This is a genomic window from Andreprevotia sp. IGB-42, assembly GCF_009848685.1.
Taxonomy (GTDB): Bacteria; Pseudomonadota; Gammaproteobacteria; order Burkholderiales; family Chitinibacteraceae; genus Andreprevotia.
Map to the genome: position 1 here is coordinate 32,748 of NZ_WXTX01000002.1, position 22,736 is coordinate 55,483.

The following is a 22,736-nucleotide window of genomic DNA, read 5'->3' on the forward strand; positions in this document are numbered from 1 at the left end:
GAATCTTATCGGATCACCGCGATGCGCTTGTGCAGCTTTTTCAGCAGCATGGACAGCGGAAAACACACGCAGAAGTAGGCCAGCGCGGCAAAGGTATACATTTCCTTGAGCGCGCCATTGTTGCTGGCCACCACCACATTGGCGCCCATGAAGTCCTTGATGCCGATGATGGTCACCAGCGAGGTATCCTGGAACAGCACCACGGTTTGCGTGAGCAGCAGCGGCAGCATGTTGCGCAAGGCCTGCGGCAGGATGATGTAGCGCATGCTTTGTGCGTAGGTGAGGCCCAGTGCCTGCGCGGCGCCCACCTGCCCTTTCGAGATGCTCTGGATGCCGGCGCGGATGATCTCGCAGTAATACGCGGCCTCGAAAATGGCGAAGGTGATGAACACCGATTTGTCCGGCCCCAGCTTGAAACCGAAGAACGGCAGCAAGAAGTAGAACCAGAAAATCACCAATACCAGCGGTATCGAGCGGAACAGGTTCACGTAGCCGGCGGCAAACAGCCGCAACGGCGTGATGCTCGACAGCCGTGCCAGCGCCAGCAGGCAGCCCAATACGATACCCACCGCCATCGAGCTGGCCGTCAGCGTGAGCGAATACTGCAGCCCGCCCAGCAGGATTTCGTGGTTATCGGCAATCAGCTGCCAGTCTATGCCGAGGAAACGGCTCATTTGCCACCTCCTGCGATCATGCCGGGCACCCGGGCCTTGCGCTCTATCCACGCCATCAGCCGGTTTACCGCCAGCGCCATCACCATGTACAGCACGGTGACCGCGAAGATGGTGATGATCACCTGGTTCGAGTATTCAACCATCTGTTTCATCTGGAAAGTGAGCTCGGTGAGGCCGATGGCCAGCGCCACCGCCGAGTTCTTGAACGTATTCATGAACTCGCTGGTGAGTGGCGGGATCACGATGCGGAACGCCATGGGCAGCAGCACGTGGCGGTAGGTTTGCGGCAAGGTCAGCCCCAGTGCCAACCCGGCATTCTTCTGCCCGCGCGATAGCGACAGGATGCCCGATTTCACCTGCTCGGCCACGCGTGCGGCGGTGAAGAGGCCCAGGCCGACGGCGGCGGTGATGAACTCCGGCCGCGGCATGTCCTGCTTCATCCAGTCGCCCGCCGCCTTGGGCAGCATTTCCGGCAGCACGAAAAACCAGAAGAACAATTGCACCAGGAAGGGGATGTTGCGGAACACTTCCACATACGCATCGCCCAGCAGTGCCAGAGTGCGTATCGGCGCGGTGCGTACCACGCCGACCACCGCGCCGATGATCAGCGCGATCACCCAGCCCGACAGCGCGGTGGCTGCCGTCCACTGCAGCCCCGTCAGCAGCAACTGCCAATAGGGGCCATCACCGGTCGGGGATTCCTGCCACAGTATCCCCCAGTCGATGTGCAGATTCACTTCACACGCCCTTGTCGGTCGGGTTGGCGAACTGCTGCTTGAGCTTGTCGCTCATCGGCATGTTGAGGTTGATGTTCTTGGGCGGAATCGGTGATGTGAACCACTTGCTGTAGATTTTCTGGATTTCGTCCGACTTGTAGAGTTTGGTCAGCGATTCATCCACCAGCTTCTTGAACTGCGGATCATCCTTGCGCAGCATGATGCCGTAGGGCTCGCTGGAAAGCACTTCGCCCACCACGGCAAAATCCTTGGGGTTCCTGGCGTTGGCGATCTTGCCGAACAGCAGCGTGTCGTCCATCACGAAGGCGGCGGCGCGGCCGGTTTCCAGCATCAGAAAGCTTTCGTCGTGATCCTTGCCATACAGGTTTTTCACGTCGATTTTCTGGCCGGATTCGTGCTGCTTGATGTAGCGGTCAGACGTGGTGCCGGTAGTAGTCACCACCGCCTTGCCGTTCAGGTCGGCAATGCTCTTGATGCCCGAATCGGCGCGCACGGCGGTGCGCACGTTCACCAGGAACATGTTCACGCCGAACGCCACCTGCTTCTGGCGTTCCATGCTGTTGGTGGTGGAGCCGCACTCCAGGTCGATGGTGCCGTTCTGCATCAGCGGGATACGCGTGCTGGAAGTCACCGGCTGGTACACCACTTCCAGTGTCTTGAGCTTCAGCGATTTCTGCACCGCATCCACCAGCTTGTTACAGAGATCCACCGAGTAACCGACGTACTGCTTGTTGCCGATCAGGTAAGAGAACGGTTGCGATGCATCGCGCACGCCCACCACGATGGTGCCGCTGTCCTTGATCTTCTTCAGCGTACCGGTCAGTTCTTCTGCATGTGCCTGTGCGGCAAAGGCGGTGGTCAGCGCGGCGGCCAGGGTAATGAGCTTGTGCATGGAGGTCTCCGTGGTGGATAAACAGTCGCTACGGAGTATAGGCAGCGGATGGACGCTGCGCGCTCCGTGAAAACCCTAAGCAATTCGCGGCTTGGCGCGTTGTTGTCACGATTTTGTCATTTGCAGGCCGCGTAACCGGGCTGGCCTTGCCGGTAACGCCATGTGGCTGCCTGCCAGCACCGTATGATGCTCGCGACATTGATGTTGCAGCATCTGCTTTCATGCCATTTCGCTGCGTATAATCGGGTTCTTCTCATCCGCTGACAACAGGCGAAATCATGGCCCGTCTTGCTGCTGCAGTACATGGTCTCCGGGCTTTCGTACTTACCCTGTTCCAGTGGCTGGGCCGTGGGCTCTCCTGGCTGGCAAGGCAGCTGTTCGGCGAGGTCAACTGGCAGGCACCGCGCTGGTTGCAATGGAGCGCGGCAAAAACCGTGCAGGGCGGCCACTGGCTGCGCAAGCACCCGCGCCACGGCGTGGTGGGTGCGCTGGTGCTGGCGGCGCTGGCAGGTGGTGGCTGGTTTGGCTGGAAGTGGTACCAAAGCCTGCCCAAGCCGCTGGTAAGCGAATACACGGTGAGCGCACCGGCGGCCACGCCGTACGATGACCTGGGCAAGCCGGCCTTCCAGCCGCTGGTGATCGAATTCAATGAATCGGTCGCGCCGCTGAAGGATATCGGCAAGGTGCCCAAAGCAGGCATCGCGCTTGCGCCGGCCATGGCCGGTGAATGGCGCTGGGACAGTGATCGCAAGCTGGTTTTCCGCCCCAAGGCAGACTGGCCGATCGCTGCGGAATTCACCGTGACGATGGCCAGGCAAGGCCTGTTTGCGCCAGCGGTGAAGCTGGACGAATACGAAACCGAATTCAAAAGCGCGGCATTCACCGCCAAGGTGGACGAAGCGAGCTTCTATCAGGACCCGCGTGACCCCAACCTGAAAAAGCTGGTGGCCACGGTGCATTTCAGCCATCCGGTGGATGCAGCAAAGCTCAAGGAGCAGATCACGCTCAAACTGGGCGGCGGGCTGGGTTTCCAGGACGGCAGCGCCGCGCCGTTTGCGCTCAGTTTCGACAAGCTCAAGCTCAATGCATATATCCACTCCGCCGCGCTGGCCATTCCGCGCGAAGACACCGAGCTGAAGCTGATCCTGGCCAAGGGCATCGTGGCGGCGCGCGGCGGCAATGGCACGCCGGATGAAATCACCAGCAAGATCAGCGTGCCGGGCCTGTACAGCCTGCGCTTCGATGGCCTGGGCATGACGCTGGTGGACAACGAGCGCTTCGAGCCCGAACAGGTGCTGGTATTCAGCAGCAACGTGCCGGTATCCGATCAGGCGCTGAACGGGCATGTGAAGGCATGGCTGCTGCCCGAGTTCCATCCGGATACCCCCAAGGACGAGCGTAGCCAGCCTACCGCATGGAGCCTGTCGCGCATTGACCAGGCATCGCAGAAGCTGATGAGCGCGCTGCCGCTCAAGCCGGTGCCGGGCGAGGACGAATACAGCCTGCAGCACGGGCAGAAGTTCGATGCGCCGGTAGGCCGTTACGTGTACGTGAAGATCGATCAGGGTGTCAGCGGCTTCGGTGGCTACCAGAGCGGCAAGGAAAGCGCTGCGGTGTTCAAGGTGGCGCCGTATCCGCAGGCAGTGAAGCTGCTGAGCCAGGGTGCGTTGCTGTCGCTCAATGGCGAGAAGAAAGTGGCGTTCGTGGCGCGCGGCCTGCCGGGCGTGCGCATCGAGATCGGCCGTGTGCTGCCCAACCAGCTGCACCACCTGGTGGACCAGAACCGCGGTGATTTTGCCCGCCCGGATTTCAGCGAGGAATTCATCGATGGCCTGACCGAGCGGCTGATCGAAACCAAGCCGCTGCCGCCGGGCCAGCCGGGCAAGCCGTTTTACGACAGCGTAGACCTTTCCAGGTACCTGGTGGGTGCCAATGGTGGCCGCCATGGTGTGTTCATGCTGAGGTTGTCACCGTTCAACCCCAAGCAACCCAGTCAAGTCAATTACGAGCCGAACGACAGCCGCTTCGTGCTGGTGACGGACCTGGGCATGCTGAGCAAGACAGCGGTGGACGGCAGCCGCGATGTGTTCGTGCAATCGATTTCCACCGGCTTGCCGGTGGGTGATGCGCGGGTGGACGTGATCGGCAAGAACGGCTTGTCGGTGATTTCGGCAATGACCGATGCCACCGGCCATGCCCGCCTGCCGGTGCTCAAGGATCTGGTACGCGAGAAAGCGCCGCTGATGCTGATGGTGAGCAAGGGCGATGATCTGTCATTCCTGCCGCTGTACCGCTACGACCGCGAGCTGAACCTGTCGCGTTTTGACGTGGGCGGCATCGAGAATGCGGTGTCCGCGCAGCAGTTGTCGGCATTCGTGTTTACCGATCGCGGCCTGATCCGCCCAAGCGAAACCGCGCACATCGGCGTGATTGCCCGCACTGCCAACTGGCAGGGCAATCTCGCCGGCGTGCCGCTGGAAGTGGAAGTGACCGATCCGCGCGGGCTGACGGTATTGAAAGACCGCATCAAGCTCTCGCCTACCGGGTTTGAATCGTTTGATTTTGCCAGCACCGATACAGCAGCAACCGGTGAGTACCAGGTCGGTGTGTACCTGGTGCGCGACGACAAGCGTGGCGAGCAGATCGGCAATGGCAGTTTCAAGGTGCAGGAGTTCGAGCCTGACCGCATGAAGGTGACCGCATCGCTGTCGAAACTGCCGATGGAAGGCTGGATCAGGCCGGATGAAGTGGTGGCCGGTGTGCAGGCCATGCAGTTGTTCGGCGCACCCGCCGCGGGCCGCAAGGTGGAGGCGGACGTATCGCTGAGCCCGGCAATCCCGGCATTTGCCAAATACCCGGATTACCGGTTCTCTGACCTTGGCAGCCTGCAGGAGCCATTCCGCGACCAGCTGGCACCGGCAACCACCGATGACAAGGGCGAGGCCACGCTGGCGCTCAACCTCACGCGCTTTGCGCGCGCCACCTACCGGCTGCACCTGACCGCGCGCGTATTCGAGGCGGGCAGCGGCCGTGGCGTGGCAGCAGAAACCGCCACGCTGGTATCCAGCGCAGCCTTCCTGGTAGGGGTAAAGGCCGATGGCCCGCTCGATTATGTGAATCGCGGCAGCAAGCGCAGCGCGTCGTTCCTTGCCATCGGGCCGGACCTGAAGCCGGTGGCGGCAGACAAGCTCAGCATCAACTGGGTGGAGCGCCGCTATGTATCGGTGCTGGTCAAGCAATCGGACGGCACCTACCGCTACCAGTCGCGGCTGAAGGAGATCGTCCGCGACAGCAAGGCTGGCGCCTTGCCGGCAGCGGCAACAGACTTGCCATTGCCGACCGATGAACCGGGCGACTTCGCGCTGGTGATCAAGGGCGCCGATGGCGCAGAGTTGAACCGCATCCAGTACACGGTGGCCGGTGCCGCCAACCTGTCGCGCTCGCTGGAGCGCAATGCGGAGCTGCAACTGACGCTGAACAAGAAGGGCTATACGCCGGGCGATACCATCGAAGTGAATATCCGTGCGCCGTATACCGGTGCCGGGCTGATCACCATCGAGCGCGACAAGGTGTACCAGCACGTGTGGTTCAAGGCCGATACCACCAGCTCGGTGCAGAAAATCACGCTGCCCAAGGAATTTGAAGGCAACGGTTATGTATCGGTGCAGTTCGTGCGCGATCCGGCCAGCGACGAGGTGTTCATGAGCCCGCTGTCCTATGGCGTGGCGCCATTTGCGGTGAACCTGGATGCGCGCAAGCTCAAGCTCAAGCTCGATACGCCCAAGGAAGTGAAGCCGGGCCAGAAGGTGAACTTCAATATCGCCACCGACGAGACGGCACGCGTGGCGCTGATCGCGGTGGATGAAGGCATCCTGCAGGTGGCGCGCTACAAGACGCCGGACCCGCTGGGCTTCTTCTTCCAGAAGCGCTCGCTGGACGTGAAAACCAGCCAGATTCTCGATCTGATCCTGCCGGAATTTGCCAAGCTGATGCAGGCCGCGGCGCCGGGTGGTGACGGCGAAGGCGCGCTGGGCAGGCACCTGAATCCGTTCAAGCGCAAGCACCAGCCACCGGTGGCGTACTGGTCTGGCCTCGTCGAGACCGGCCCGGCAGGCAAGGCGCTGAGCTGGACCGCGCCGGATACCTTCAATGGCAAGCTGCGCGTGTTCGCGGTGGCGGTGTCCGCGCAGAAAATCACCGTGGAAGAGCGCGCCACGCTGGTGAAGGGCGATCTGATCCTCAGCCCCAATGTGCCACCCGCAGTAGCGCCGGGTGATGAGTTCACCGTCAGCGTAGGGGTGTTCAACAATATGCGCAGCAAGGCCGATGTGACGCTGGCGCTGACTGCCGGGCCGGGCGTGCAGATCGTCAAGGTGGCCAGCCCGCTGTCGATTGCACCGTTGCATGAAGGCGTGGCCGAAGTGGTATTGCGCGCCACCGATACGCTGGGTGATACGCAATTGCGCTTTGCGGCCACTGCCGCGGGCGGTAAATCCGGCAAGGCGGCAGACAGCCTGTCGGTACGGCCACCGGTGGCGTACCGCACGCAGCTTACCGTGGGCAGCTTCAGCAGCAGCCCCACTGAAGTGGCGCTGGGCCGCCAGCTTTACCCGCAATACCGCAAGGTGGAAGCGGGGGTGGCCGGCTCGCCGCTGGTGTGGGCAAACGGGCTGGCAGCCTACCTGGAAGGCTACGGCTATGGCTGCACCGAGCAACTGGTGAGCAAGGCCATGCCCGCACTGTTGCTGACTCCGGCCGGCGAGCGCGCCGCGGGCAAGCCGCTGCAGGTATTCAACAGCACGCTGCGGGTGCTGCGTGAACGGCAGAATGATGATGGTGGCTTCGGCCTCTGGGCAGCCAACCCCGTCGTGAGCAAATACGCCGCCATCTACGCGTATCACTACCTGCTGGAAGCGCGCGAACGCAGCCTGCCGGTGCCGAACGACCTGCTGCGCAGTGGCAAGGCGTGGCTGGGCGGCGTGGCCAGTGGCGAGAGCGAGGGGCTGGCCGGTGCGCGTGAACGTGCGTACGCAATCTACCTGCTGACGCGCATGGGCGACATGACCAGTGGCCAGTTGGCCGCGCTGCAGCAGGAGCTGGATGCGCGCTATGCCAAGGCGTGGCAACAGGACACCACGGCGCTGTTCGTGGCGGCCAGCTACAAGCTGCTCAAACAGGATGGGCTGGCGGACAAGCTGGTGAAGAACGTGCCATGGCTGCTGACCGGCAAGGCGGCGCGTGATGGTGATGTGTACGACGACCCGCTGTCGCACGATGCCTTCAAGCTGTACCTGCTCAGCCGTCACTTCCCGCAGCAGAAAGCACCGGCGGCAATGCTTGATGCGATGGGCAAGGTGATCAGCAGCCAGCAATACGCCACGTTCTCTGCCGCGCAAACGCTGCTGGCGCTGGATGCGTATGCGGCGCACAACAGGGATGAAGGCGGCGCGTATACGCTGGCCGAAGTCGACCGTGCCGGCAAGGCCAGCAATGTGGCTCTGCCAGCCGGGCCGCTGGGGCGTGCGCCGCTGTCTGTCACCGCCGCGCGTGCGCGCATGGGCAAGGATGGCAATGCACCGGCATGGTATGCGATTGCCGAATCCGGCTTCGATCGCAATGCGCCGACGGGCGAGGTCAAGCAGGGGCTGGAGGTGGTGCGCGAGTACCTGAGCCTGGATGGCAAGCCGCTTGCCAAGGTGAAGATCGGCGACGAATTCCTGGTACGTATCCGCTTGCGCGCCACCGAGCGTGATTCAGTCAGCCAGGTTGCCGTGGTCGACCTGTTGCCGGGCGGCGTGGAGATCGTGCCCGCGCCGCGTGATGATGCGGAAGCCGCACCGGCGGCCGCGTCCGAAGGCGAGCAGGCAGAAGGGGACGGTGGTGAAAGCGAAGGCGTTGGCGATGTGCCGTTGGCCAGCTGGCAGCCCCCGGTGGGCGTGAAAGCGCAAACCGACTGGCAGATCGACTACCTGGAGCAGCGCGAAGACCGGTTGATCATCTATGGTAGCGCCGGCCACGATGCGGCTACCTTCGTCTACAAGCTGCGTGCCACGCACGCCGGCAAGTTCAAGACCCCGGCGCCGTATGCCGAGGCGATGTACAACCCGCGCATGCAGGCACGCGGGGCAGTGGGTAGCCTGGAGATCGTCAAGCCTTGATCTGGCGGTCGCGCAAGGCGGCGGGCATCCTGATCAAGGGCGCCGCCGCCTTTTTCATTGTGCTGTTGCTGCTGCGGCTGTGGCCGCACGAGCCGCTCTCTGCCGCTGTACCGGGCTCGACGGCGCTGCTGGCGCGCGACGGGCAGTTGCTGCGGCTGACGCTGGCCAGCGATGAACACTACCGGTTGTGGCTGCCGCTGGACGATATCTCGCCCACGCTCAAGAACGCAGTGCAGGTATACGAAGACCGCTGGTTCTACTGGCACCCCGGTGTAAACCCGGTAGCGCTATTGCGCGCCACCGTGGCTACCTATAGCGGGGGCAACCGCCAGGGTGCTTCGACGCTCACCATGCAGCTGGCGCGGCTCAAATACCGGCTCGATACGCGCAGCCCCGCTGGCAAGCTCAAGCAGATTGCACTCGCGCTGTGGCTGGAAGCACGCTACAGCAAGCGCGATATCCTCGATGCCTACCTGAACCTGGCGCCATATGGCCGCAATATCGCCGGCGTGGGCGCGGCCAGCCTGATCTATTTCGGCAAGCCGGCGGCGCAACTTTCGCTGCCCGAAGCGCTGACGCTGGCGGTGATTCCGCAATCTCCCAGCCGCCGCGCCGGTAGCGGTGCATCGCTGGCTGCCGCGCGGGCGCGGCTGTTTACCCGCTGGCAGACCGCCTATCCGGTCAGCGCCGGTGAAGCGCGGCTGATGACCCTGCCGTTGCCGGCGCGGCCGCTGGCGCAGCTGCCATTCCGCGCGCCGCATTTCGTGCAGCAGGTGATGGCGGAAACCACGCCACACGGCCCGTTGCGCACCACGCTGGATCTGGGCCTGCAGCAGGTGCTGGAACGGCAAGTGCGCCAGTACCTGGCACAGGTGGGCGGGCGTGGCGTGCACAACGCGGTGGCGCTGCTGGTGGATACGCGCGACATGGGCGTGCGCGCGATGGTGGGCTCGGCCGATTATTTCGATGTCGCCATCGCCGGCCAGGTGAATGGCAGCGATGCCAAGCGCAGCCCCGGTTCCACGCTCAAGCCCTTCCTGTATGGGCTGGCACTCGATCAGGGGCTGATCCACCCGCGCAGCATGCTCAAGGATGCACCGACGGCGTTCGGGCCCTTCCAGCCGGAAAACTTCGATGGCCGCTTTGTCGGGCCGATTGCCGCGCAGGATGCACTGATCCGCAGCCGCAACATCCCGGCGGTGTCGCTGGCTGGCCGGCTGAAGCGCCCCACGCTATATGACTTCCTGCATGATGCCGGCGTGGCGCAAATGAAGTCGGAGGAGCATTACGGGCTGGCGCTGACGCTGGGTGGCGGTGAAGTCACCATGCAGGAGCTGGCCGGCCTGTATGCGCTGCTGCCCAATGGTGGGGTGCTGCGGCCATTGCGCGTGGTGGAAAGCCAACCCAACATCGCCGGGCCGCAATTGCTGTCGCCGGAGGCGAGCTTCGTGGTGCTGGACATGCTGGGCCAGAACCCGCGCCCTGATGGGTTGGCACCGGCGCGCTCGCGTGGCTGGTTCACCGCGTGGAAGACGGGGACCTCATGGGGTTTCCGCGATGCGTGGACTGCCGGCGTGGTGGGCCCCTACGTGCTGGTGGTATGGCTGGGCAATTTCGACGGTGCGGGCAACCCGGCGCTGGTGGGGGTGGAAACGGCAGCGCCGCTGTATTTCCGCATTGCCGATGCCTTGATGCTGGCCAGGCCGAACGAACCGCAATCCAGGCGCGTGCCACCAGCCGCGCTCAGGCATGTGGCGGTCTGCGCGGACAGCGGTGACCTGCCCAATGCATGGTGCCCGCGCACGGTGCCCACGTGGTTCATCCCCGGCCGCTCGCCGATCCGCGTGAGCACGCTGCACCAGCCGGTCGTGATCGACAATGCCAGCGGCAAGCCCGCATGCCCGCCGTATGATCCGGCACGCACGCATACCGAGATTTTCGAGTTCTGGGAAAGCGATATGGCGCGGCTGTTCCGCGAAGCTGGCATGCCGCGCCGCGCGCCGCCACGTGCCGAATGCGATGGCAAGCTGGCCGTTGCCGATTACCCGCCGCGCATCACCTCACCACTTACCAACGTGGCCTACACGCTGCGCTTGTCACGCCCTGAAGAAACCATTGCACTGCAGGCAGTGGCCGCTGGCGATGCGAAGACGTTGTTCTGGTTCGATAACCAGGCACTGCTGGGGCAGACTGACGCGCGCGGCAGCGGCCTGCCATGGCGGCCGATGGGCGGTGGCTGGCACCAATTGACGGTCGTGGACGACCAGGGGCGCAGTGCCAGCCGGCAATTGCAGGTGGAAATGCAACCCTGACCGCCACCTGGCGTACCGGGTTTGCCCGCGTTTTCGGGCAAGCAAAACTCGATATCGCGCAGGAGAGCACAACGCAGGTCCGCCAGCCGGGGCTGCCATGCCCTGTCAGCAGTGCTGTACCTGTATTTTGCGATGATCGTGATCGTGAACGGCACCAGGACACTGCTGTAGAGCCTGTTCTGCCCGAACCGTCCTCCACAAGGGCGCCTCGCTGACGCGCGCCAGTGGCGCAGCAACCGGAAAGAAACCGGTCGGGAAGAACACTGTCAGTACGCTCCGCTCCCCTTCACCACCGTTTTGATGGTCTTGCAGACGATGGCCACGTCGTACCACAGGTTCCAGTTCTTCACGTACCACGCATCCAGCGCCACGCGCTCGTCATAGCTGGTGTCATTGCGCCCGGACACCTGCCACAGGCCGGTCAGCCCCGGGCGCGCTTCCAGATAGAAATCGACCTTGTCGCCGTAGCGCTCAAGCTCTTCGGTGATGATGGGGCGCGGGCCGACCAGACTCATTTCGCCGCGCAGCACATTCCACAACTGCGGAATCTCGTCGAGGCTGGTCTTGCGCAGGAAGGCGCCGATGCGGGTGATGCGCGGGTCGTTGCGCAGCTTGAAATCCTTGTCCCACTCTTCTCGTGCATCGGCACTGCTGGACAGCAGTTTTTCCAGCACTTCCTGGCTGTTGTGCACCATGGTGCGGAATTTCCAGCATTTGAACGGCGCACCGTTCATGCCTACCCGCACATGACCGAAAAACACAGCCCCCGGGCCACCCTGGCGCTTGATCTGGATGGCGGCAAACAAGAATAGCGGTGACAGCAGCAGCAGGCCCACGCTGGCACCGAACAAGTCGAACGCACGCTTGAGCAGCGTCAGCGATTTTACCGTCAGGTTGTTGCGTACCCGCAGCAGCAGCACTTCGTGGCTGAAAAAATGGTGCGGCACCACGCCGAACAGTGGCAGGCCGGCGATCGGCGGGATCACGTGCAAATCCTTGTAGCGCAGCGACAACTGCTCCACCTGCGGGCCGATCACACGCATCTCGTCCTGGTCTGCCGCCACCACCACGTGCGGGCGGTTGTTGCGGTCCAGCCAGCCCAGCAAGGCGTCCGGCGCAATGCTGATCACCTCGATACGGCGGCCCTTCAGATCGAACGCGGCAGGGGCATCCGGCGTGACCGCCAAGAAGGCCTGCACGCGGAAGCCCAGCTGGCGCTCGCTCATCATCGCCAGGTAGGCATCCTGCGCATTGCTGCTGGCGCCGATGATGATGGTGGGCAATTGCCAGATACCCAGCTTCAGCAGCAGGCCACGCATCGCGCCACGCAGCCACGGCAGCAACACCAGCGCCAGCCCCCACGAGACCGGCCACAGGAAACGCGAGATCGCAAACTTGCCCAGCAGCACCAGCATGCCGTTGAGCAAGGCAGCCAGCAGCAGCGCCCGCAGCATTTCCAGCAGCTCATCCCAGAACGGCAGGCGCAGGCTGTAGTGCCCGCGCCACCAGAACGTGGCCACGGTGATCACCGCCAGACCGGCAAAACCCGCCGCCTGCGGCTGCCCTTCCCACAGCCACCAGTTGTGGATGCTGCCGCCGAAACGGTGCGCGCGGAACAGCCACAGCAGGCCGACGGCCAGCCCGAAGGAGATCGCCAGCGCAGTAAAATCAGCCAGCGCCAGCCAGGGTTTGGCGCGCTCGGGCAGCTGCGATTTGTTGTGTTCGATTTCGGACATAAAGCCTGTTCTGCTAAGGGTGCAGCGCGGGCGCAATGCCATACGCTGCGTAGAGTTTGTGCATCATTGTGCCCAGCGCATAGTGCTGCGCGGCAAACGCATGTGCTGCTGCGCCCAACTGGCGCCGCGCTGCGGCATCGGCAATCAAAGCGTGCAGGCGGCTGGCAAACTCATCGGCACTGCGTGCAAGGTAGCCGTTCTGGCCATCGCGCACCAGATCACGATTGCCGACCACATCGGTGGCCACCACCGGCAGGCCTGCGGCCATGGCTTCGATCACCGCTACCGGCAGCCCCTCCCAGCGCGAGGTCTGGATGTAGATATCCAGCGTAGCCAGATGGTTCAGCGCCGCGCTGCGGTCCACCCAGCCGGTGAGCTGCACGCCGGCAGCCTGCAAGGCGGCCTCGCCGCTGGCATCGCCCCCGCCTATCCAGATGAACTCGACGCCCGGCTGCGCGACGCGCGCGGCAATCCGGGCAAACAGCTCCGGATTGCGCGCCAGCGCCACGCGGCCTACGGTGCCGATGCGCACCACGCCCGGATTGCCGGGCGCGGCCGGAATGGCGGCGAGATCGACGGCATTTTCCACCACCACCACGCGCTGCGTCAGATGCTGGCGAATTTCCTGCCCTTCCGACGGCGAGCACGCCACCAGCGTGACCGGCATGCGGGCCAGCAGTTTCTCTATCGCCAGGAACACACTGTTCTTCAGGCGCCCTTCGGCACGCTGCAGGAATGACAGCCCGTGTGGCGAGAAGAAGTAGCGTGGCCCGCGCACAAACAGCCCCACCAGGCGTCCCAGCGCGCCCGCCTTGCTCGAATGCAGGTGCACGATATCGGGCTGCAGCTGCCGCAGCAGCGCGGCCAGTTGCCGGCCACAGCGCCAGTCGGCCAGCGGGCTGATAGCCCGGCCCATGCGCAGCTCCACCGTGGCAATGCGCGCATCGAACAGGCTGCGCCAGTTGGCCGGGGTTTCCTCGCGGATGGAATGGATCAGCGTGATGCGGTGACCATCGGCTGCCTGCGCATTGGCCATCGCACACAGCATCGACAGCGTGCCGGCGCCGAACGATTCGACCACGTGCACGATGTGACTCATACGCGGCTCCGGCGCAGCCTGGACTTGAGCTTGAATACTGCCTTGTAGGGCACTGCCAGCAATGCGGCAGTACGCGCAATGCCGGCCAGCGCCGCCATGCTGCCGTCGTTATGACGGCGTTGCAGCAGCAAGCGGGATTTAAGCTGCCGGTCGCGCTTCGAATGCGAAATGCTGGCCGGGTCCAGCTCGTAGCGGATCATCACATCGGGCAGGTTGGCGGTTTCGAAGCGGTTCACGAATTCCCAGAACAGCGCGTAATCCTCTGCTGCCGGTGCATCGAGCGGATAAAGCCCGGTCTCTTGCAGCGCCGCAGCGCGAAACATCACCGCCGGATGGACGAATGCCGAATTGGCACGCATCGCCCTGCGGATATCCGCATGGGCAAACGGGTGGCGCAGCACGAACTGCTCGACCCCGAGCGGATCGACCATGCTGGCCGCACCGCCCACCAGCATGACTTTGGGGTGTGCATCCAGGAATGCCACCTGCCGGGCCAGCCGGTCCGGCACATTGAGATCGCCACAATCGAGGCGCGCCACCAGCTCGTAACCGCGCGCGTTGATCCACTGCAGGCCACTGTTGAGCGCGTGCTCGATGCCGCGGTTCTGCGGCAGGTTCAGGAAGCGCAACACGCCCTTGGCGCTGAATGCAGCGCGTGCCGATGCGTGCTCTATCGGCGCGCGGGTGCTGCCATCATCGACCACCAGTACATCGCAGACCTCGTTCCTGCCGATGGACGCAAGCGAGCGCTCCAGCGCCAGCGGGTTGTTGTAATGCGGGATCAGCACGATCACGCGCGGTTGTGGCAAATCACTCATGGTGTATTTCCAGCGCCGTCCAGCCCAACGCACTGGCGCAGGCATGGCGGGCGTATTCAAGATGCAGTACCCGGCGCGGCGCATGCCGGCTGGATCGGGATGAAGCGTGCCACAACAATGGCGACATGATGAGGACATCCCCGGCCGCCGCGATGCAATCTGCGGCTGCAGCGGTATCCGGGATGGCGCTGCCGGGCACCGCAAGGTGCGAGCCCGGCAGCACCCGCAGACAGCCATTGCCGCCATCGCAGTCATCCAGATGCAGCCGCAAGGTCAGCCGCTGCTGCAGTACCGGTAGCGGCGGGCGCACATGCCAGGCGCCGTCTTTTTGCGACCAGGGGCCCCAGCCTTCCGCATCGAAGCGGCTGGCTGCAGTCACGGTCAGATCCTGATGCCAGCTTACCAGCCAGTTCTGTTCCGGGCTCTTGTCAAAAAACAGCGCGCGCACCAGATGGCTGCCCTCGCCCAGCAGCAGCATGACCGTACGGGCCAGTTGCCCACGTCGCGCCAGCTGCGCAACGGCAGGCAGCAACCGATCGATATGGCGCACGCCCCCGCGGCCGGCACCCGGCTGGTGGGGCGCCAGATCAGCACGTAATACCGCGCAGTCAGACTGGCTGACGGCACCGCGCAACCAGCCGAAGCCCTTGCGGCCCAGTTCCGCCTGCAACGCTGCTGATGGCGCGCCGCTCAACTCCACTTGCCGCCCCCCAGCACCTGCCTGACGGCGCGCACCACGCCAAACGGCAGCACCTGCCACACCAGCGGCTTGGCCAGCATCAGCAGCGAGCGCGGCGCCCAGTCGAAGTGCCGTGCCAGCACCTTGAAACGGCTCCATTGCTGGCGGCGGCGCCGCGACAGTGAAATGCCGCTGTCGTTGTACTCGGACCATGTCAGCACGTCGGGCAGATTGGCAGTCTGGTAGCGCGCAACGAAATGCCAGAAATAGGCAAAATCCTCCGCCGCCGGCGTATCGACCGGGTACAGGCCGATTTCCTGCACCGCGGCCACGCGGAACATCACCGCGGGGTGGGTGAATGCATTGTCATCATGCATCTGTCGCACGATCTCGGCGTGGCTTTGTGGCTGATGCAGCGTGAAGCGATCACCGCTCGCATCGAAAAAAGTCACCGCGCTGCCCAGCAGGGCAACCTGCGGGTGCGTATCCATATATGCCTGCTGGCGCGCAAAGCGATCTGCCGCCACCCTGTCGTCGCAATCGAGCCGCGCGCAGTAGTCGTAGCCGGCATCGACAATCGCTTGCAGGCCGGTATTGAGCGCGTGCTCGATGCCGCGGTTCTGCGGCAGGTACAGCAGGTGCAGCGTACCCTGCGCACGGAAGGCCGCGCGTGCGGCAGCCTCGTCCAGCGGTGTGCGGGTGCTGCCATCGTCCACCACGTAAACGTCCACCGCTTCGTCCACGCCAATGGAAGCCAGCGACGTGTTCACGCCAACCGGGTTGTTGTAGTGCGGAATCAGCAAGGCAGTGCGGTTCATGGTTTTTCCAGCAGGTTCAGCCAGCGCGCCAGTGTCGCGGTGGCGGAATAGGCCAGCGCACGCTCGCGCAGCCACGCAGACAGCGCGGCGCGCCGTGGTGGCATTTGCGTGGCAATCAGCGCGGCCAGCGCAACGCCGCTGGCGGTGGTGGTGACAAAATCAGCACGGCGCTCGCCAAACAGCTCGTAAACGCCGCCGGCATCGGTGGAGGCCACCGGCACGCCGGCCGCCATCGCTTCCAGCACCACCAGCGGGCAGCCTTCGAAATTGGACGTCAGCAGCAGTACATCGGCCTGCGCCAGATAATCGCCTACTTGGTCGCTGCGCCCGGCCAGCAGCAGCTGGCCATCCATGCCCAGCCGGGATGCTTCGGCCTGCAGCCACGGCTGCAGCGGCCCATCGCCGACCACGGTCAGTTGCACCGGGAGCGGCTGCGCATCCAGTGCGGCCAGCGTATCCAGCCACAGCTGCGGCTGTTTTTCCTCGGCAATGCGGCCAACGAACAACAGCTTGAGCACGCCATCATCCACGGACAGTGCCTGCGCCTGTGGCTGGCGGGCATCGACAAAATTAGGCAACACCAGCCACGCGGGCACGGCGGGCTGGCCCAGCCAGCGCGCCATGGAATCACGCGCATGCTGCGATACGAAAATCAGCTCATGCACGCGGCGGTATACAAAACGGCAGGCGGCGCGGTGCAGCGGGTTCATCCGCGCAAACGCATCCAGTTCGGCCAGCGGCCCATGTACCCAGCCGATGAAGCGCCTGCCCAGCCCCAGCGTGGCTGCATAGCCCATATAGAGCGGCGCAAGGAAGGTAGCGGCGATCACCACATCGTGCTCGCGGGCAAGCCGGCGCACCGCGCGCCAGCCGGCCAGCCAGGTCCATGGCTTACGGCCATGCCAGTGTGCGGAGAGATCGATGATGTCGAGCGCGCCGGTGCGGTCAGTCCACAGATTGCGGTTGCCGGCCAGCATGGCCACGCTGACGGTCACACCCTGCTGTGCAAGGCCCTCCCCCACCAGCGCCACGCAGCGCTCGACGCCGCCCAGGCCCAGATCACGCACCAGGAACAGCACTTTCATGCCTGCCTCCGCCAGCGCTTCGCCCACTGGTAGACGGTATCACCGATCAGCACACGCAACTGCTGGCGACGCCATTTTGCGTATTCATCGGCTGGTGGCGGAAATGCGGTGCCCAGTTGCCGGAACAGGCGCAGGCAGGCAGGGCCAACGCCGGCCGTACGCACCAGTGCATCGATCCAGGCGCTTGCAAATGCCGGAGCAAGCGCCGGATCTTGCTGCGCGAGTGCCAGCAGGGCATGGCCCAGCTCACGCCACTGCGCGACATCCAGCGGTTGCTCCGGGCTGGCATGACTGGCAAAGCGGCGCTTGTCGGCATCCGGCCAGTTGGCCGGCAATGCGTGCAGCGCGTAAGCGCTGCGTACCGCGCGTGCAGTAGCAGCCAGCTCATCGCGGCGGGTTTGCGTGATCTGGCCGGCATGGATGCGGTAATCGAGCAGCGCTTCGGCCACCGCAGTAAAGCGGGCACCGGCACAGGCGAATGCGCACCACAGTGCGTAATCCTCGGCATGCGGCGCAGCGGCATCGTACCCGTGATGCTTGAACAGGCTGGCACGTGCCATCACACCGGGGTGGGCAAATGGCGGATTGAACAGCAGCGCGGCTTTCAGCGCGGCATCACCTGTCGGTGGCAGCCAGAGCCCCGTGCGCCCGCCAATGAAGCGCACACCCACACCGCACACGTCGGCACCGGCCTGCGCCAGTGCAGCCAGTTGCTTCTGCAGCCGTTGCGGGTGCGCGATATCGTCCGCATCCATGCGGGCAATCCACGTACCGCGCGCAGCGGCAATGCCTTCGTTGAGCGTGGCGATCAGGCCGCGGTTGGCGCGGCTGATCACGCTGAAGCGCGCATCGGTTGCGGCGTGCGCGTTCAATAGCTGCAAGGTGCGGTCGGACGAGCCATCGTCGATGGCGATGCATTCGAAGTCGCTTTCGGTCTGCGCGGACAGTGATGCCAGCGTGGCCGCCAGGAAGTCCGCGCTGTTGTAGCAAGGCAGGATGATGGAAACCAGCGGCGCACTCATGCGCGTATCTCCGCGAATACCTGGCGTGCACGCCACCAGAATGCGGCGACGATGAAGGCCTCTACCGCGATCACCGCTTGCGCGGCGCGTACCGCAGGCTGCGCAGCCCCCGGCAGCAGCGCCACCAGCAGCGCCACGTTGAGCAGCCCGGCAACGATCAGCACACGGCTGTAGTAGCGCTCGTGCCCGAAGGTCAGCAGCGTTTGCGATCCATACAGGTAAGAGAGCGCGCCCAGCACGATGGCCGGCGCCAGCCACATCACCGCGGCCACCGCGCCGGTCATGCCATGGCCAAGCAGCAGCGGCACGATCCACGGCGCGCCCAGCATCAACACCAGCGTGGCGGCAAGCCCGGCCCCACCCTGCAGCAGCAAGGCCTTGCGGATCAGCACCATTGCACCGGGGCGATCGGCAACAGCCAGCTGCGCAATACGCGGATAGGTGGCCTTGACCAGCGGATCGATCAGCGCGCCCTGCGCGGTGTAGACGAAACGGAACGCCGCGCCGAAGAAGCCCACCTGCGCCGGGCCGGCAAAGAAGCTGAGCAGGAAACCGGTCGATGTGGTGTACAGGCTGGTAGACAGCGCGGACAGGAAAAACGGCCAGCTGTCCTTCCATGCCTGCCTGATGCCGGCAAAAGTCGGCGCCACCCATGCCGGGCGCACCAGCCCCCAGCCGCTACCCCACCAGATGGCGCCAGCCAGCATGGCCGGCGTGGCCTGCAGCACCACCGCCAGCGCCACGTCACCCGGGCCGCGCACCAGCAGCAACAGCAGGCCCAGCATCAGCACGCGCGACACCACGGTCAGCAAGGACGCCAGGCGCAAGGCCTCGTAACCCTGGAAATACCACTGCGGAAAGAACACCGAGCTGACGATATAGATGAGCGAGAACAGGTACACACCGGCATGCTGGCGCCAATCACCGATCACGCACACCAGCACCGTCAGCGCCACGCACGACACCACCGCCAGCAGGGCCTTGGCGCAATTGATTTTCCAGAACACGCGCGCCGCAGCAGCCGGGTCGTCCCTGAGCTGCGCGATCTCGCGCGTGGCCGACAGGTTGAAGCCGAAATCGGTGAACAATACGCCGTACTGGATGGCGTAAAACGCGCCCATCATTACCCCGAAGCCATCCGCCCCCAGCGTGCGCGTGAGGAAGGGAAACGTCACCAGCGACAGCAGCGGATTCAGCCCCTGCACGATATACAGGGCAATAATGTTGGAGCGCAGGCGCGCATCAAGCGTCATGGCGGGCTTTCAGATAAAAACGCCCCGGATTGTACCCCCAGGGCGTTCATCAGCGTGTAACCGGCAGTCCAGCCGGCGCGGACTGCGGCGGCTGCACTCACCGCGCGAACAGGCGCGCGTGCTCGACCATCAGGCAGGCATCCATCACCACGAAAAGCCCGGCAGCACGTGCGCGCAGCGCCGCCGGCTCGTTGACGATGCCCAGCTGTATCCAGATGCCGCGTGCGCCTCTGGCAATGGCAGCGTCCACCACCGCATCCACTTCTTCGGCACGGCGGAATACATCCACCAGGTCGATATCGCCCGGCACATTGGCAAGGTCTGCGTACGCGGGCTCGCCCAGCACCTCGGTCACCAGCGGGCGCACCGGCACGATCCGGTAGCCGGCGCGCTGCATATAGCGCGATACGCCGTGGCTGGGCCGGCTGGCATTGGGCGACAGGCCGACCACGGCGATACGCGTTGCATCGGCCAGGAAGGCGCGGATTGCTTCGTCGGGCGGGTTGCGGAACGGGGTAGCGGTCGTGTTCACAGGCTGGCCTCCTCGGGCGGGCGCAGGCCCGGATGGTCCGCCATCGGCCTATCCAGAAAATACCCCTGCACCAGGTCTATACCGATTTCGACCAGCATGTTCAGAATGGTTTCATCTTCGACGAATTCGGCGATGGTGGTCTTGCCCATGTCGTGCGCCATGCCGACCATGCCGCGCACGAACACCTGGCTGTCCCGGTCGCTCGGCAAATCCTTGATGAAGAAGCCGTCGATCTTGAGCACGTCGGCTTTCAGCTGCTTCAGGTAGGCGAACGAAGCGAAGCCATTGCCGAAGTCGTCCAGACAGACCACGCAGCCGGTATCGCGCAACGCATCGATGAAGCGCTGCGCGTCGCGCAGGTCCGATACCGCCGCCGTTTCGGTCAGCTCCACCAGCAGCCGTTTCGGGTCTACATGGTATTCGCGCAGCAACCCGGCGATATAGTCCGGCATGCCAGGCTCATCGAACGAGCGGCCCGATACGTTCACCGCAATCGATGGCGCATAGGGTTTTTCTGCCAGCAGCTTGATCACGCGGCGGATCACCCAGCGGTCCAGCTCGATGATCTTGCCGGTTTTCTCTGCCGCCGGGATGAAATGGCCCGGCATGATCACGCTGCCCGGGTTGGCCGGGTCTTTCATCCGCACCAGCGCCTCGAGGTGCTCCAGCTCGCGCGTGCGCGCATCGTAGATGCCCTGGAAGTACAGCTCGAAGCCTTCGTTTTCCAGCGCCTCCTGGATGCGGTCCTTCCACGACAGCCGCGACAGCGCGTGCTTGGACTGGTCGGCCTCGGCCCGGTACAGCCGCCAGGTGGATTTGCCGGCGGCTTTGGCCTGGTACATGGCCGAATCGGCATGGGCCACCAGCTCTGCCGCGTTATTGGCATGCTGCGGGAACAGCGCCACCCCCACCGAGCTGGACGGCTTGAGCACATGGCCGTCCACGGCAAACTGCAGCTGCGAAATATTGCCGACGATGCGCTCGGCCAGCTTGCTGACCTCGAACTCGTTGCAATCGGGCACCAGAATGGCGAATTCATCGCCCCCCAGACGCGACAGCACCTCATGCCGGCGTACCTGGCTGCCGATTTCGCGGCCGATGCTCTTGAGCAATTCATCGCCCACGCCGTGGCCGAAGGTATCGTTCACGTACTTGAATTCATCCAGGTCGAAGAACACCAGCGCCATGGTGCCATCGCGCCGGTCTGCCTCGGATACCATGCGCTCCAGCTCCTGCTGGAAGCGGTGGCGGTTGTACAGGCCCGTCAGCGCATCGCGCTCGGCCAGATTGATCATGCGTTCGGCAATCTGCCGCTGCTGCGTCACGTCCTCGTACAGCCACATCTTGCCGTTGGCCGCGCCCTGCGCATCGATTACCTGGTAGCACTGCTGGGTGATCACCCGGCCGTCGTTCATGGTCAGCTCGCCAAAATCGACACGCTCCTCGGCAAAGGCATGATCTTCCAGATAGTGGCCGATGATATCGCCGATGGCCGGGCGGTTTTCCGCCTGCTGCAACACCTGGCCGATGGGCCGACCGGCCAGCACCGCAGAACCGGATACCCCCCACAGCGCCGAAAACGCCGGGTTGTGGAACAGCACGCGGTTATCGTTATCGACGAACAGCACGCCAAAGCGCATGGCGGCCAGCAGCGCGGTCAACCGTGCACGTTCGCTCTCGGCCCGTTGCAGATAACTCTGCCCCAGCGACTGGATCTGCCGCAGCTCGATCACCGCCTTGCGCAGCGCCAGCCGGTCGTCTTTCAGCTCGGTATTGTCGCGCAGGCTCAGCCGCAGCCCCTGGTACTGGCCATCCACATCGTAGATCGGCATCCAGTCGACCGATGCCCAGAAGTAGCTGCCATCGCGGCGCACCGCACGGAACTCGAAATCCTGTATTTCGGTACGTTCGGCCAATGCCTTGGTCAAGGTATCTGCCAGACGTGCACGCTCTTCGGGCAGTGCCAGTGACAGCGGAAAATCACCCAGCAGCATGCACGCATTGGCCGAGTACCCGGTAAGCCGGTTGACGGTGGCATTCACCCACACCAGCCGCCCCTCCGGGTTCAGCCACAGTTCGGCACTCGGGGTGTGATCCGCAATGGCGTGAAACTTGCGCTCGTTCTGCACCAGTACATCGATCTGGGTGCGGATATTGCGGCCCATCTCCACCACCCGGCGCGACAATCTGGCCACTTCGTCTTCACCGGAGATGTCCGGCAATACTTCGAAACGCTTGCTGGCCGAGTTCTCTACCTGGCCGATCAGCGCCAGCAGGCGGCGCTTGAGCGTAAATGCCAGCACCGCAAACAGCAGCACCAGCAACGCACTCCACAGCAGCAGCACCCCGGTGTTCTGCAGCAGCAGCCGCGCAAGGCCGCTGTGCTGTTCGTGCATGGACATGCCGTAGCGCAAGCGCCCCAGTATCTGCCCCCCTTGCTCGATGCGCACCTCGGCATTGATCAGATCGGGCAGCGTGCCATGCTCGAGATCGGTCACGGCGGGTAGCGGCTGGGCAATATCCCAGCTGCGCGCGGTAATCACCTGGCCGCGTGCATCCTGCAGCACCAGATAGTCGATGCCCTCGGGGGTGCGCAGCCGGTCCAGCAGATCGCCAGCGCGTGCGTAGTCACTGCTGCTCATGGGGCCGGTGAGTGCGGCGGCAAACAGCCGCGATACCTCCTGCACCCGCACGGTCATGGTATGGCGAGCGGTATCCTGCCACAGCCGGATGGTATTGAACGCAAGCAGTCCGATCAGCAACAGCTGCAGCACGCCGCCGAAGAGGATGAGGCGGCCACGCAAGGTGACGGGAAAAAGGAAGGATGGAATCCGGAACCGCATAGTGGCCAGCCCTGCAACGAGCTGCTTCTCCCCATTAGGCCCTTGCCCCGGCAGCACAATGCGGGCCGGGTCAGGCCC

15 protein-coding genes are annotated in these 22,736 nt (G+C 64.2%); 2 read left to right on the top strand and 13 right to left on the bottom strand.

Annotation, left to right across the window (positions count from 1 at the left end; all coding sequences use genetic code 11):
* Window positions 1–5: 5 nt before the first annotated feature.
* From IGB42_RS02940 to IGB42_RS02950, 3 genes are read right to left on the bottom strand one after another with little or no spacing between them, the layout of a single operon-like run.
* Window positions 6–674: an amino acid ABC transporter permease gene (locus tag IGB42_RS02940; RefSeq protein WP_159666512.1), complete on the bottom strand. Its 669-nt coding sequence runs from the start codon at window positions 672–674 to the stop codon at window positions 6–8.
* Entirely contained in the window at window positions 671–1,411 is a 741-nt protein-coding gene (locus tag IGB42_RS02945; RefSeq protein WP_159666515.1) for an amino acid ABC transporter permease, read from the bottom strand. The genes IGB42_RS02940 and IGB42_RS02945 overlap by 4 nt, the downstream gene beginning before the upstream one ends.
* Before the next feature lies 1 nt (window position 1,412).
* Window positions 1,413–2,303: a transporter substrate-binding domain-containing protein gene (locus IGB42_RS02950; RefSeq protein WP_159666518.1), complete on the bottom strand. Its 891-nt coding sequence runs from the start codon at window positions 2,301–2,303 to the stop codon at window positions 1,413–1,415.
* 278 nt (window positions 2,304–2,581) lie between these two features.
* Here IGB42_RS02950 and IGB42_RS02955 point away from each other — a divergent pair, with 278 nt between their 5' ends.
* Both IGB42_RS02955 and pbpC read left to right on the top strand, forming a co-directional pair.
* On the top strand, window positions 2,582–8,461 hold the full coding sequence (locus tag IGB42_RS02955; RefSeq protein WP_159666521.1) for an alpha-2-macroglobulin: 5,880 nt from the start codon (window positions 2,582–2,584) through the stop codon (window positions 8,459–8,461).
* Complete coding sequence (gene pbpC / locus IGB42_RS02960; RefSeq protein ID WP_201799804.1) at window positions 8,458–10,773, top strand: penicillin-binding protein 1C; 2,316 nt, start codon at window positions 8,458–8,460, stop codon at window positions 10,771–10,773. The genes IGB42_RS02955 and pbpC overlap by 4 nt, the downstream gene beginning before the upstream one ends.
* 266 nt (window positions 10,774–11,039) lie before the next feature.
* Here pbpC and wbaP read toward each other — a convergent pair whose 3' ends face one another.
* From wbaP to IGB42_RS03010, 10 genes are all read right to left on the bottom strand, one after another.
* Window positions 11,040–12,509: an undecaprenyl-phosphate galactose phosphotransferase WbaP gene (gene wbaP / locus IGB42_RS02965; RefSeq protein ID WP_159666524.1), complete on the bottom strand. Its 1,470-nt coding sequence runs from the start codon at window positions 12,507–12,509 to the stop codon at window positions 11,040–11,042.
* Window positions 12,510–12,522: 13 nt separating this feature from the next.
* The gene (locus IGB42_RS02970; RefSeq protein ID WP_159666527.1) at window positions 12,523–13,608 is read right to left on the bottom strand and encodes a glycosyltransferase; all 1,086 of its coding nucleotides are present in this window, start codon (window positions 13,606–13,608) and stop codon (window positions 12,523–12,525) included.
* On the bottom strand, window positions 13,605–14,426 hold the full coding sequence (locus IGB42_RS02975; protein WP_159666530.1) for a glycosyltransferase: 822 nt from the start codon (window positions 14,424–14,426) through the stop codon (window positions 13,605–13,607). Before IGB42_RS02975 ends, IGB42_RS02970 begins: the two co-directional genes overlap by 4 nt.
* Window positions 14,419–15,126 carry a phytanoyl-CoA dioxygenase family protein gene (locus tag IGB42_RS02980; protein WP_159666533.1) on the bottom strand — a complete coding sequence of 236 codons (708 nt, stop codon included), beginning with the start codon at window positions 15,124–15,126 and terminating at the stop codon, window positions 14,419–14,421. The genes IGB42_RS02975 and IGB42_RS02980 overlap by 8 nt, the downstream gene beginning before the upstream one ends.
* Window positions 15,117–15,923 carry a glycosyltransferase family 2 protein gene (locus tag IGB42_RS02985; RefSeq protein WP_159666536.1) on the bottom strand — a complete coding sequence of 269 codons (807 nt, stop codon included), beginning with the start codon at window positions 15,921–15,923 and terminating at the stop codon, window positions 15,117–15,119. The genes IGB42_RS02980 and IGB42_RS02985 overlap by 10 nt, the downstream gene beginning before the upstream one ends.
* A complete protein-coding gene (locus IGB42_RS02990) occupies window positions 15,920–17,008 on the bottom strand; it encodes a glycosyltransferase (RefSeq protein WP_159666539.1) in 1,089 nt (362 codons plus the stop codon). The genes IGB42_RS02985 and IGB42_RS02990 overlap by 4 nt, the downstream gene beginning before the upstream one ends.
* Entirely contained in the window at window positions 17,005–18,030 is a 1,026-nt protein-coding gene (locus tag IGB42_RS02995; protein WP_159666542.1) for a glycosyltransferase, read from the bottom strand. Before IGB42_RS02995 ends, IGB42_RS02990 begins: the two co-directional genes overlap by 4 nt.
* On the bottom strand, window positions 18,027–19,283 hold the full coding sequence (locus tag IGB42_RS03000) for an oligosaccharide flippase family protein (protein ID WP_159666545.1): 1,257 nt from the start codon (window positions 19,281–19,283) through the stop codon (window positions 18,027–18,029). The genes IGB42_RS02995 and IGB42_RS03000 overlap by 4 nt, the downstream gene beginning before the upstream one ends.
* Before the next feature lie 97 nt (window positions 19,284–19,380).
* A complete protein-coding gene (locus IGB42_RS03005; protein ID WP_159666548.1) occupies window positions 19,381–19,815 on the bottom strand; it encodes a CoA-binding protein in 435 nt (144 codons plus the stop codon).
* Entirely contained in the window at window positions 19,812–22,658 is a 2,847-nt protein-coding gene (locus IGB42_RS03010; RefSeq protein ID WP_159666551.1) for an EAL domain-containing protein, read from the bottom strand. The genes IGB42_RS03005 and IGB42_RS03010 overlap by 4 nt, the downstream gene beginning before the upstream one ends.
* Window positions 22,659–22,736: the final 78 nt, after the last annotated feature.

What these genes read in the sequence shown, in the direction of transcription:
- IGB42_RS02940 (WP_159666512.1), bottom strand. Translation starts at nt 674, where the DNA reads ATGAGCCGTTTCCTCGGCATAGACTGGCAGCTGATTGCCGATAACCAC.
- IGB42_RS02950 (WP_159666518.1), bottom strand. Translation starts at nt 2,303, where the DNA reads ATGCACAAGCTCATTACCCTGGCCGCCGCGCTGACCACCGCCTTTGCC.
- IGB42_RS02955 (WP_159666521.1), top strand. Translation starts at nt 2,582, where the DNA reads ATGGCCCGTCTTGCTGCTGCAGTACATGGTCTCCGGGCTTTCGTACTT.
- wbaP (WP_159666524.1), bottom strand. Translation starts at nt 12,509, where the DNA reads ATGTCCGAAATCGAACACAACAAATCGCAGCTGCCCGAGCGCGCCAAA.
- IGB42_RS02970 (WP_159666527.1), bottom strand. Translation starts at nt 13,608, where the DNA reads ATGAGTCACATCGTGCACGTGGTCGAATCGTTCGGCGCCGGCACGCTG.
- IGB42_RS02975 (WP_159666530.1), bottom strand. Translation starts at nt 14,426, where the DNA reads ATGAGTGATTTGCCACAACCGCGCGTGATCGTGCTGATCCCGCATTAC.
- IGB42_RS02985 (WP_159666536.1), bottom strand. Translation starts at nt 15,923, where the DNA reads ATGAACCGCACTGCCTTGCTGATTCCGCACTACAACAACCCGGTTGGC.
- IGB42_RS02990 (WP_159666539.1), bottom strand. Translation starts at nt 17,008, where the DNA reads ATGAAAGTGCTGTTCCTGGTGCGTGATCTGGGCCTGGGCGGCGTCGAG.
- IGB42_RS02995 (WP_159666542.1), bottom strand. Translation starts at nt 18,030, where the DNA reads ATGAGTGCGCCGCTGGTTTCCATCATCCTGCCTTGCTACAACAGCGCG.
- IGB42_RS03000 (WP_159666545.1), bottom strand. Translation starts at nt 19,283, where the DNA reads ATGACGCTTGATGCGCGCCTGCGCTCCAACATTATTGCCCTGTATATC.
- IGB42_RS03010 (WP_159666551.1), bottom strand. Translation starts at nt 22,658, where the DNA reads ATGCGGTTCCGGATTCCATCCTTCCTTTTTCCCGTCACCTTGCGTGGC.